The organism is Anabaena lutea FACHB-196, from assembly GCF_014698305.1.
In the GTDB taxonomy this organism is placed as follows: Bacteria; Cyanobacteriota; Cyanobacteriia; order Cyanobacteriales; family Nostocaceae; genus Anabaena; species Anabaena lutea.
The window spans coordinates 239934-250996 of record NZ_JACJST010000006.1; the positions used below are offsets into that span (position 1 = coordinate 239934).

Genomic DNA, 11063 nt, shown 5'->3' on the forward strand with positions numbered 1-11063 from the left:
TTGGAACAAGCCCATGCGATCGCTACTCGCCGGAGTTATTATCAGCCTAGGACTATCACCATTCTTAGCTCAAGCACAGCAACCAGTTGCAGATGTCAAAGTTGCCGCAATGGTAGAAGCACTGCGACTAGCTGCACCCCAGACCAACAATCCCAATGATGGATATTATAGTGAATGGCAAGTCAAACCAGACACTCTCAAAGGTTGGTCAAAAACTTGTCTGAAAAAAGAATTAACACCAAGTCAATTTGAAAATAACCCCAGAATAGCCCGTCAAGTTATCTCCTGCATCACACAACGGGAATTAAATAATCAATTTCAAGCGACAAAAAATAACGAAACCGCCGCTGTGCGTGGAGTAGCTTGTTGGTGGATGACTGGTAATTATACAGGCTGTGACAAAGGTTTCACTGCTGACTACGTTAAAAAAGTTGTCCGTTTTTATCAACAGGAACGTTCAAAACCAGCAGCCAATCAATCAAAAAAAGGTAGTTCTTAAAAAATAGGACTTACGCAAAAACCGTTCAAACTCTTACTCTCTGTGCCTCTGCGTCTCTGCGTGAGGTAAAATCATACCTTGATTCAGCAACACCGTCCTGTAAATATTGAATATTGATACAGGGGTACTTACTTTTCCTACCCCTGCCCCACATTAACAAGAGTTAGCTATTTCACCATAGATATAGGCATCCGGTTGCTACACTCGCCATGAAAACTACTAAGCTGGTAAAGAGCATCCTTAAAATTCTGAATCGCACCCAGCAGCAATTCAGACTCCCCCATTGACTAACTACGTTGTAACTGAATTATGTTTGATGCACTGTCTGACCGTTTAGAGTCCGCCTGGAAAAAACTGCGGGGACAAGATAAAATCTCTCAATCCAACATTCAAGACGCTTTGCGGGAAGTGCGCCGCGCCTTGTTGGAAGCAGATGTCAACCTCCAAGTAGTTAAAGATTTTATTACCGAAGTTGAAACCAAAGCTCAAGGAGCCGAGGTAATTGCAGGCGTGCGTCCTGACCAACAGTTTATCAAAATTGTTTACGATGAACTGGTGCAGGTAATGGGGGAAGAAAATGTTCCCCTTGCAGAAGTTGAGGGTAAAACCACTGTTGTCCTCATGGCTGGTTTACAAGGTACTGGTAAAACCACCGCTACCGCTAAGTTAGCTTTACATTTACGGAAATTAGAGCGTAGTTGCTTGTTAGTCGCCACAGACATATATCGTCCCGCAGCTATTGACCAGCTAATCACACTCGGTAAGCAAATTGACGTACCAGTATTTGAATTAGGTAGCGACGCAGACCCTGTAGAAATTGCCCGCCAAGGTGTGGAACGCGCCAGGGCTGAAGGGATAAATACAGTCATTATTGATACCGCCGGTCGGTTACAAATTGACCAAGACATGATGGCGGAATTAGCCCGGATAAAGTCAACAGTTCAACCAGATGAAACCCTCTTGGTTGTTGACTCAATGACAGGTCAAGAGGCAGCAAATCTCACTCGCACCTTCCATGATCAAATTGGGATTACAGGGGCAATCCTGACCAAAATGGATGGTGATAGCCGAGGTGGTGCAGCGTTATCAGTACGCCAAATTTCCGGTGCGCCGATTAAGTTTGTCGGTGTCGGTGAAAAAGTCGAGGCGCTGCAACCGTTTTATCCTGACCGCATGGCTTCCCGGATTCTCGGTATGGGCGATGTTCTAACTTTAGTAGAAAAAGCCCAGGAAGAAATAGACTTGGCAGATGCCGAGCAAATGCAAGAGAAAATTTTGTCGGCGAAGTTCGACTTTACAGATTTTCTCAAACAGATGCGTCTGTTGAAAAATATGGGTTCTTTGGGTGGGATCATGAAGATGATTCCAGGCATGGGCAAGCTTTCCGATGACCAGCTAAAGCAGGGGGAAACCCAGCTAAAACGCTGTGAAGCCATGATTAATTCCATGACTGGCCAAGAACGGCGTGATCCAGATTTATTATCTAGTTCTCCCAGTCGGCGGCGGCGAATTGCTTCTGGTTCAGGCTATAGAGAAGCAGATGTCAGTAAATTGGTGGCTGATTTCCAAAAAATGCGATCGCTCATGCAACAAATGGGTCAAGGCAATTTCCCCGGTATGCCAGGAATGTTCGGCGGCGGTGGCAACCCCTTAGCCGCAGGCAATCGCCCTTCCCCCGGTTGGCGCGGTTATCCCGGTGGCGCACTACCCGCCCAAAAGAAAAAGAAAGAGAAAAAGAAAAAAGGCTTTGGCACACTTTAAGGACAGAGAAAAAACTCTTCCCCAATCACTAATCACCCAATAATGCCTAGCAAGTGCTAAAATTGTCATTTCAACATCGCAATTTTTGAATAGAGGCAGTCTAGCCTAGTCACTGCTTCATTAACTAGTCACAAACTAGGCACATAACCAAACAGGAGAACAATTTCTCGACATGATCAAACTGCGCTTGAAGCGATTCGGTAAAAAGCGGGAAGCAAGTTACCGCATTATTGCTATTAACGACCTATCTCGCCGTGATGGTCGTCCCCTAGAAGAACTAGGATTCTACAACCCCAGAACCGATGAAGTCAGACTAGACGTTCCCGGCATCGTCAAACGACTACAGCAAGGCGCTCAACCCACCGACACTGTACGTCGCATCCTTGTAAAAGCTAATGTTTTTGAACAGGTCAGTGCAACAGCCGCATCATAAACTTGAGATGAAATCACTAACAACCAGTCCTAACTATGTTGGGCTGGTTAAGTTTCTAGTACAACCGTTTTTAGAATCTCCAGAGTCTTTAAGCGTCGATTGTGAAATATCTGAAAACCTCAAACGGGCTTGGATTCGCATCGCCTTTGAAGCCACAGACAAAGGAAAAGTCTTTGGTCGTGGAGGACGCAATATTCAGGCGATTCGCACGGTAATCGCCGCAGCCGCAGAACTGGCAGGACAATCAGTATACCTGGACATCTACGGCAGCAGTTCCCAAAGTCGAGATGGTATGTCTTTTGATGAAGAACAGGAAGAAAGAATACCACCACCCAAATCGAGAGAAAGAAGTGGAAACATTCCCATGCCTGTTGCTAAACCCCGTTCTCGCTTGGTCTAAACTGGGTTTCTTTGAAAGAACTCAACCCGTAATCAGTTGTGGGAAAGATTGAGACAGGTAGCAACAAGATAGTCAAATATTTTCGGAATCTTTCGTTACTATGACGGAGTTATCAGTAAAGTATAGACTTCTGTTGCTGGCCTATTCTCAGAATCAATAGGATTTGAGATTTACATCTACCTCAGTAATTTTTTAAATTGATACACTGCATATTGCAGGTAAATGAAGTCCAAAATTTATTCACAAAGCCAAGCAGTAAGAGGGTTTAATTGCTGACAGTATTTTACTAATACCAGCTTGATGACATAAACTCACCGTCAAACCCAGATACCAAAAGACTTTGAAGGCTGTTAATAGTTAAGAATTCTCTACTATAACTATTTTCAAACAAGTAATTTTTAAATCATATTTCAGGTTAAAATATATTCAATTCATATAAAAATTAAAAAAATATTTTGTTGGCTTCTTTAGGAAAATATCAACTTTGTCAAGAACGGCTCCTCACCTAATTGCTAAAAAACTATGGCAGGTGCTTTAACAATTCAGCTGCCTAATATTCCTAGTGCGATCGCACTAGCAGGATATGGGGAAGCAAATCTCAAATTCCTATCTCAGCAAACAGGAGCCAGCTTAGTTTTACGTGGACAGGAACTCCTCATTGCTGGCACCCAAAAGCAAGTCGATCTGGCGGTACAATTAGTGCGATCGCTCGAAAGTCTCTGGAGTAAAGCTAATAATATCTCAACTGCTGACATTTTAACAGCCCATCAAGCTATAGAGAGCGATCGCCAAGGTGAACTACAAGACCTACAGCGAGACATCCTTTCCAAAACTCGCCGGGGTCAAGAAATCCGCGCCAAAACCTTTCGTCAGCGACAATACATCGAATCTATCCGCAAACGTGACCTCACCTTTGGTATTGGACCAGCTGGAACTGGTAAAACCTATCTCGCCGTTGTTGTCGCCGTCCAAGAACTCCTCTCCAATCAGTTTGAACGGATCATTTTAACCCGTCCAGCCGTCGAAGCCGGTGAAAAACTCGGCTTTCTACCCGGAGATTTGCAGCAAAAAGTCGATCCCTATCTCCGTCCCCTTTATGATGCTATTCATGAATTCATCGACCCTGAAAAAGTCCCCAATTTGATAGAACGTGGTGTAATAGAAGTTGCACCCCTAGCTTATATGCGGGGGAGGACTTTGAGTAACGCCTTTGTAATTGTTGATGAAGCCCAAAATACCACCCCCGCGCAGATGAAAATGGTTTTGACTCGCTTGGGTTTTGGTTCTCGCATGGTCATTACAGGTGACATCACCCAAACCGATTTACCAATTAACCAACAATCAGGTCTATCTATAGCTTTACAAATTCTTAAACACGTTGAAGGCATTGCCTTTTGCGAATTTACCCAGAAAGATGTCGTGCGTCATCCTCTAGTGCAGCGCATTGTTGCTGCCTATGAACAGTATGATAAATAGTCAATTAGTCAGACAATTTTAGATTTTAGATTTTAGATTGATTCCATAAATCCGTGGGCTTCTAAAATCAATAAATCATTAGTTATTAGTCATTAATCATTTAGAAAAAAAACTAGCTTATGAGTACTACTTTGAGAGAATTTATAGAAGCTTGTCAAAACTTAGGTAACATCAGGCTTATTGTCACTAGCAGCGCCACTGTCTTAGAAGCACGTTGTAAGTTTGAAAAACTATTCTATGCCGAATTGCTCAAAGGCAAATATGCAAATATGCACACAGATGACTTTGAGTTTCACCTGAATATGGACAAAATTACTCAAGTGAAATTTGAAAGAGGTGAAGCCAAAAGAGGCAACTTTACAACTTATGCAATTCGGCTTTTAGATGAAAAACAAGAACCAGCATTAAGCATATTTCTACAATGGGGTAAACCCGGAGAATATGAACCAGGTCAAGTAGAAAATTGGCAAGCTTTAAAAGAAAAATATGGAGAAGTTTGGCAACCTTTACCAATTGAGACGCTGTAATTTAACAAAATCTGGGGGTTTAACTCCCCCGCAACTAAGAAATAGGTATTATTGCATTCAAACAAGAACCGCTATAAAGAAATTTAGTATTGGTAATTAGACCGTGATTTGTGCTACTTTGAAGACAACATAATTACCCAGTACATAATTTCATTAAAATTGGGGTTGTATGAACGAATGGAAAATTATTGAATCTTTGCCTAGCAAAATAGTTACTCAGGAAGACTGCCGCCGCAAAGGAAGTTGGATAGCTCCCTTGCTTCTCGTGCTTCCTGGTTTAGTGCCAATTTGGTTAGGGATACCAATTATACCAGCGACAATTGTTTGTCAACCCGTAGGTGTAAGTTCTCTCCAGTGTGAAAAAAAGCAAGAACTTCTGGGAATTCCCATTCACAGCCAATCGTACACTCAACCAGCATCAAAGCCCAAGCCTAGCACTGAATTCATACCAGGCAATACCCTTCCAGTGTTGATTGGAGTGGCTTGGGTTGGAGGATTGGGTTCCTTATTACTTTTGTCAGCTTGGTTTACGGTGACTCTAACGACTTGCACCATTGAGAGAGCAACAAACCGAATTTCTATTAGTAAAAAGACTGCTATCCGTCAGCGTGTAACTACTTATCTCACCTCAGAAGTGGAAGAACTGATGCTGAAACTTCCTAGTAGTGCTACCACAATTGAGGGTTTTGCTGGTGCTGTAGTGAAGATAAAAGTAACAACCCTTTCAGGTAAGTCTGTCCTACTTTACTCTCAACCTTATGGTAAATTACCCGAAGTTGACAAGCTGTTGGTTAGTTTTAGTCAGCTACTCAATTTATCATACAAGCTAGTTCTCGATTTGGGATTAGAGGTTTGGAAATTTGAAGCTATCGGTAAAATTACCAACCACAAGTTAGGTAAATGCTTGGCAGAATATACGTTCAAAGATATTGCTAAGGTAGAAACCGAAACTCTGGAAGAAGGCAAGAATGCCAATAATATCTATCGTTATCGAGTTAACTTAGTGACAAATGATGGAAAAAGATTAGCCATTTCTGAGTTTATCAGTGAAGACTTAGATGCAACTAACACCAGTTATGCCAAAATCCGGGCTAACCAAGTGAGCGATCGCTTACGTCAGTTTATCAATTTTCCTGCTATACAATGAGGCTATTTGTCACAATTTTTCTTATGCACAGACTAAAACCGTAATTTTATGTTTTTTATCAGAGTTCTTTGGAGTTTTGGCTTAATGCTTTTACTCCTACTAGGAAATAGCGAAGCTCAAGCAGGAGAATTAGCAGAACGATTAACAAATTTTCCTCAATGGGAAAAATTAACTTCAGTTAAACCAGCCGCAGGGGATTTAGTATATCCTGATTGGATGGCTGGAAATTGGCAAGTTACCAGTACTTTAGTAGATTTAGCCGCACCTTTAGCACCAGATATCATCACACCTGGGTTTGAAGGAAATCGTCGTCAACTAAATCAACCTATCAGTTTTTTAGTAAGATTTATAGAAGTTAAACCGCAAGTTTCAGGTTCAAAACTTATCCCCAAAATAGATAATCAAAATCAAATATTAGTAGCTGATAGAGCATTTAACAGCTTAAATTTATCAAGAGCTTATTTAGGAAATAAAGCTGTATTATCAGTCAAAATAGATCCAGAATCTCCTAATCGTCAAATTACATTTTTACAAGGTGAACGTCAATTAGTTTCTATTGTCACTGCACGCGCTACAGAAACAGCGCCTGATCAGTTTATCACCACAGAAGTATTTCAACAATTATTTAAAGGTAGTTCTCGTCCCTATTTCAACATCGTAGAATCGACAACAGCCTACCATCAATTAGCAACATCCAACCCAGCAATTGAAGCAGATCAAGTTACTGCTGTCTATCTTTCTCCCCAAGATCCAGATTATTTTACCGCAGGTTCTCGACCGGTGGCTCTTTATCGTTATCGACTCGATTTTTTGCCCCCATCACAGCAAAATACGTCTCAAGAATGATTTAATCGTTTACAGCTTGACTCTTTTGTAGCATAGCTGTAGTATAAAATTCACCAGTTAATGGTTATGGTTTATAATATTGTTCATCATGGCGAATTTTCGAGATATTCTCAATTATTTTCGTCCTTACTGGAAGCTGAGTATTTTCAGCATTACCGCATCCAGTCTTTACGAAATTATTGATTTAGTTGTCCCTTATGCGATTGGACAAATATTAAATGTTTTGTCTAATCAACCCTTAGACAAACCAGTACAAGAAGCGGTTGCTACCCTTGCAAATCTCACAAATTATCCAGTTAATAAATCTCTATCGCTGACTTTATTACTAGGTTTAATCTTTTTTGTTACCGTAGTTAGAGCGCCCACGCAGCCTTGGTTAACTCTTTGGTTTCACTGGGATATAGCCTTAAGAGCGCGTCGAGATAAAACCCAAACAGCCATAGCCAAAATTCTCACACTTCCACTGGAATTTTATGATGAAAATAACCCCGGACGTATAGCAGGAAGAATCGCTAGAGGTCTTGCTAACCACACCTGGGGTTATCCTGAAATTGCTGGTCAATTTATTCCTAAATTATTGCGAGTATTGGGAATATTTGTATTTATTGCCTTTATTGAATGGCGAATTGCAGCTTTATTTCTGATTTCTTTTATACTTATCCTCAGCTTTAGCTTGAAGGAATTACAGCGGCTAGTTGGCTGTGAAATGAGGCTAGATAAGTATATGGAGAACACAGAAAGCCGCACATCAGAAATTGTCACCAACATCAAAACAGTTAAAGCATTTGCAACAGAAGCTAAGGAACTTGAACGACAAAAACAACGTTTGCGTCGAGAATTAAAAGTAGTTGATTACCGACTTCACAAAGGTTATGTGAAACTGGCAACTTTGCAAAAGACTGTAATTCAGTTTTGTGTGTTTATGATTTTGGGTCTAACCCTAGTTTCCACAATAAACGGTAAAATTTCTCTTGGTCATTTTGTCATGACTTTAACTCTTTCTAGCATGGCATATTCTGAGTTAGAACCTATTAGCAATCTAGCCGAATCTTTTGCTCGTCGCTATTCTTCTATGATGCGGTTTCATGAATTTCTGCAAACACCATCAGGAATAGATTTAGATGGACTTATCTTCAAAGAAAATCCCACGGAAATACTTTATGAATTTACTGGAAAAATAGAATTTTCTCACATTAGTTTTGGATATGATAGCAACCGTCAAGTTTTACAAGATATTAATCTTTTGATTGAGCCATATCAAACAGTAGCCTTAGTGGGAATATCTGGATCTGGTAAATCTACTTTAGTAAAGTTGCTTTTGCGCTATTTTGAACCGCAAACCGGGCAAATTTTGATTGATGGTGAAGACATTCGCACCTTAGATGTAGGTAATTATAGACGCAGATTAGCGATCGTTCACCAAGAAGTAGATGTTTTTAACGGTACTATCTTAGATAACCTCAAATATGGTCGGACAAATGCAACTTTTGAGCAGGTACAGGAAGCTTGTAGAATTGCCAAAGTTGATGAAGTAGTTCAGCACCTACCCCAAGGTTATTACACAGTTGTGGGTGAAAGAGGTGTGAGGTTATCAGGTGGACAAAGACAGCGCTTAGGAATTGCTAGGGCGTTGTTGGTAGAACCGGACATACTGATTTTTGACGAAGCTACCTCTAGTCTAGATTACGAGTCTGAGCGTTCCATTCAATTAGCCATGGGTTCAATTCAAGGAACTCGTACCACAATTATCATCGCCCACCGTCTTACCACAGTCAGAGAAGCTGATAAAATCGTAGTTCTTGACAAAGGGAAAATTGCCGAAGTTGGTAGCCACGCTGAGTTATTGCGTCAAGAAGGCATTTACCACCGCTTACATTCCCTGCAAGAAACAGGAGATATCATCGTTTAACCACTCGAAACCCTTTTGGTACAAGCCTTATAGGTATTACAGAAAAAAATTGTTTTTAGCCCTTGCCAAACCAGAGAACTAGTGATATTATTGTAAAACGTGGGACAGAACGGGTCGATGTCCGAGTGGTTAATGGAGACGGACTGTAAATCCGTTGGTTTACGCCTACGCTGGTTCAAATCCAGCTCGGCCCACCACTTCTAGAGATGTGAGTTACAATAGCTGAGTGTCGAGTAAAGTTCTCAGCTTTGTAACTTATATTTCAAAAATCAAATCTAATTTCTGCCCGTGTGGCTCAGTGGTAGAGCACACCCTTGGTAAGGGTGAGGTCACGAGTTCAATCCTCGTCACGGGCTTTTTAAAACAACGAAAAATCAATACTTCTGGCAACTTGCATAAGTTGGCTGTACTCTGCCAGTATCTCATTACAGATGGGAACTTGCATAGTAGTTGCATAACAGGAATACTTATCAAATAACATTTATCTATAAGATAGCTTTATATAAATAACTTTATTCTGTAGTTTCATCATGCCATCAGCTAACTACTCACGCTATATTGACCTGTAATGACTCTGTTTTGAGTTTCATGTATAAACAGTCATGAAAAGGTGGTATCGGCTGTTTTAGAGGTATATAGAAAGAGTAGATTTAGAACTACGTTTAATCAAGTCAATACAAAGCTTATTTGTGTGACAACAGTAGCATTGAGATAGAAAAAAACAAGTATTTATTAATCTTATCATTAGTAATACACATTATATGAAAGACAAAATAGTTTAAATGTTTTGTAATGCCTTATTCTGCATTAATTAATGGGAACTATGTATTTAGAATGTAATAAATAACAATTAAAAGTATTTTATGCCGATACCATTCATCCTGGGTGCTATAGCTTTGGGAACTGCTGCTTATGGAGTAGTTAAAGGTAAAGAAGGCGTTGACAACATGAAAGACGCAAATGAAATTGGTCAATGCGCTAAAAAACAGCATGAACAAGTTGTAAGTCAGTTGCAATCAGACTGGGAAACTACTAATAAGTTGGCAGAAGAATATGGTCAACAACAGTTAAATGTCAAGATTGATACTATTGGACGGTTTTTAGCTTTTATTGAGCAAATCGGACATTGACTTTACCCAGTTAGAAAATACTCAAGATGCTTTCTTACGGACTAAATTCTGGGATGATGCAGTAGAAGCAATATTAATAAATGATGATTCTAAACGCAATTACTTTTCTATCGTGAATAAGGTCACCAAGCTATATAAAGCCATATTACCTGATATAGCTGCTAGTGAATTTACCAATACTCAGGCATTATTAACTAGATTAGCAGATAAAATTTGTTTAGAAGTTCCAGATACAGATATATCTAAGGTAGTAGAACAAGTAGAAGAATTACTAGATGATTCTATTACTGCTGGTAAGTTTATCATCTCTAATAATCCCAATCAATTAATAAACCTAAATGACTTAGATTTTGAAGCATTAAAAGCACAGTTTAACACTGGTTATCAGCGTACAGTAGCAGAAAAACTTAAAGGTAATATTAACAGTAAAGTACAAAATATGGTGCAGTTAAATAGAACCAGAATTAACTATTTAGATAAATTCCAGAAAATGATAGATGATTATAACGCTGGTTCTAGAAATGTGGAATGGTTCTTTAATCAGTTAATTAACTTTGCTCAAGAGTTAAAGTTAGAAGATAAAAGAGCAATATCAAATAGTCTAGCTGAAGAAGAATTAGCTATATTTGACTTACTGACTGAACCAGAAATTAAACTCACTAAAAAAGAATTAGCTATATTTGACTTACTGACTGAACCAGAAATTAAACTCACTAAAAAAGAAGAATTAGAGGTTAAACAAGTAGCTAGAGAATTACTGTCAACATTAAAACGTGAGAAGCTAGTTCTAGACTGGAGAAAACGACAACAAACTAGAGCAGGTGTAGAAGTAGCTAAGCTGTTGTGCAGCTAAATCGAATAAACAGCATTACCTTTATTTTTGACTTTGCGTTCCCATTTAATAATAAGACCTCCTTCGTTTAGTAATTTAATTA

Annotated in this window: 11 protein-coding genes and 2 tRNA genes; all 13 read left to right on the forward strand. The window is 39.7% G+C overall.

Features of this window, described 5'->3' with window-relative positions; all coding sequences use genetic code 11:
* The first annotated feature begins 13 nt into the window (after nt 1-13).
* The 13 genes from H6G59_RS09260 to H6G59_RS09320 all read left to right on the forward strand — a co-directional run bounded on the left by H6G59_RS09260 (nt 14) and on the right by H6G59_RS09320 (nt 10981).
* The gene (locus tag H6G59_RS09260) at nt 14-499 is read left to right on the forward strand and encodes a hypothetical protein (RefSeq protein WP_190713650.1); all 486 of its coding nucleotides are present in this window, start codon (nt 14-16) and stop codon (nt 497-499) included.
* A 309-nt stretch (nt 500-808) separates the two neighbouring features.
* The gene (gene ffh / locus H6G59_RS09265; protein ID WP_127054852.1) at nt 809-2260 is read left to right on the forward strand and encodes a signal recognition particle protein; all 1452 of its coding nucleotides are present in this window, start codon (nt 809-811) and stop codon (nt 2258-2260) included.
* 172 nt (nt 2261-2432) lie between these two features.
* Nucleotides 2433-2693, forward strand: a complete 261-nt coding sequence (rpsP, locus tag H6G59_RS09270) for a 30S ribosomal protein S16 (RefSeq protein WP_013190489.1) — start codon at nt 2433-2435, stop codon at nt 2691-2693.
* A gap of 7 nt (nt 2694-2700) precedes the next feature.
* A complete protein-coding gene (locus tag H6G59_RS09275) occupies nt 2701-3093 on the forward strand; it encodes a KH domain-containing protein (RefSeq protein ID WP_190713652.1) in 393 nt (130 codons plus the stop codon).
* 522 nt (nt 3094-3615) lie between these two features.
* Nucleotides 3616-4569 carry a PhoH family protein gene (locus tag H6G59_RS09280; RefSeq protein ID WP_190713653.1) on the forward strand — a complete coding sequence of 318 codons (954 nt, stop codon included), beginning with the start codon at nt 3616-3618 and terminating at the stop codon, nt 4567-4569.
* Nucleotides 4570-4688: 119 nt separating this feature from the next.
* A complete protein-coding gene (locus H6G59_RS09285) occupies nt 4689-5096 on the forward strand; it encodes a ChuX/HutX family heme-like substrate-binding protein (protein WP_190713655.1) in 408 nt (135 codons plus the stop codon).
* Nucleotides 5097-5265: 169 nt separating this feature from the next.
* The gene (locus tag H6G59_RS09290; RefSeq protein ID WP_190713657.1) at nt 5266-6243 is read left to right on the forward strand and encodes a hypothetical protein; all 978 of its coding nucleotides are present in this window, start codon (nt 5266-5268) and stop codon (nt 6241-6243) included.
* A 48-nt stretch (nt 6244-6291) separates the two neighbouring features.
* A complete protein-coding gene (locus H6G59_RS09295) occupies nt 6292-7089 on the forward strand; it encodes a DUF6816 family protein (protein WP_190713659.1) in 798 nt (265 codons plus the stop codon).
* Between the two features lie 88 nt (nt 7090-7177).
* The gene (locus H6G59_RS09300; protein ID WP_190713661.1) at nt 7178-8998 is read left to right on the forward strand and encodes an ABC transporter ATP-binding protein; all 1821 of its coding nucleotides are present in this window, start codon (nt 7178-7180) and stop codon (nt 8996-8998) included.
* Between the two features lie 111 nt (nt 8999-9109).
* Nucleotides 9110-9195, forward strand: a tRNA-Tyr gene (locus H6G59_RS09305).
* An 87-nt stretch (nt 9196-9282) separates the two neighbouring features.
* A tRNA-Thr gene (locus H6G59_RS09310) sits at nt 9283-9354 on the forward strand.
* A 507-nt stretch (nt 9355-9861) separates the two neighbouring features.
* A complete protein-coding gene (locus H6G59_RS09315) occupies nt 9862-10128 on the forward strand; it encodes a hypothetical protein (RefSeq protein WP_190713663.1) in 267 nt (88 codons plus the stop codon).
* A complete protein-coding gene (locus tag H6G59_RS09320) occupies nt 10109-10981 on the forward strand; it encodes a type I restriction enzyme endonuclease domain-containing protein (protein WP_190713667.1) in 873 nt (290 codons plus the stop codon). The genes H6G59_RS09315 and H6G59_RS09320 overlap by 20 nt, the downstream gene beginning before the upstream one ends.
* Nucleotides 10982-11063 lie beyond the last annotated feature (82 nt).

Bases quoted from the DNA above. Each gene is read 5' to 3' on its own strand.
- H6G59_RS09260 (WP_190713650.1), top strand. From the start codon at position 14: ATGCGATCGCTACTCGCCGGAGTTATTATCAGCCTAGGACTATCACCA.
- H6G59_RS09315 (WP_190713663.1), top strand. From the start codon at position 9,862: ATGCCGATACCATTCATCCTGGGTGCTATAGCTTTGGGAACTGCTGCT.
- H6G59_RS09290 (WP_190713657.1), top strand. From the start codon at position 5,266: ATGAACGAATGGAAAATTATTGAATCTTTGCCTAGCAAAATAGTTACT.
- rpsP (WP_013190489.1), top strand. From the start codon at position 2,433: ATGATCAAACTGCGCTTGAAGCGATTCGGTAAAAAGCGGGAAGCAAGT.
- H6G59_RS09300 (WP_190713661.1), top strand. From the start codon at position 7,178: ATGGCGAATTTTCGAGATATTCTCAATTATTTTCGTCCTTACTGGAAG.
- H6G59_RS09285 (WP_190713655.1), top strand. From the start codon at position 4,689: ATGAGTACTACTTTGAGAGAATTTATAGAAGCTTGTCAAAACTTAGGT.
- H6G59_RS09275 (WP_190713652.1), top strand. From the start codon at position 2,701: ATGAAATCACTAACAACCAGTCCTAACTATGTTGGGCTGGTTAAGTTT.
- H6G59_RS09280 (WP_190713653.1), top strand. From the start codon at position 3,616: ATGGCAGGTGCTTTAACAATTCAGCTGCCTAATATTCCTAGTGCGATC.
- H6G59_RS09295 (WP_190713659.1), top strand. From the start codon at position 6,292: ATGTTTTTTATCAGAGTTCTTTGGAGTTTTGGCTTAATGCTTTTACTC.
- ffh (WP_127054852.1), top strand. From the start codon at position 809: ATGTTTGATGCACTGTCTGACCGTTTAGAGTCCGCCTGGAAAAAACTG.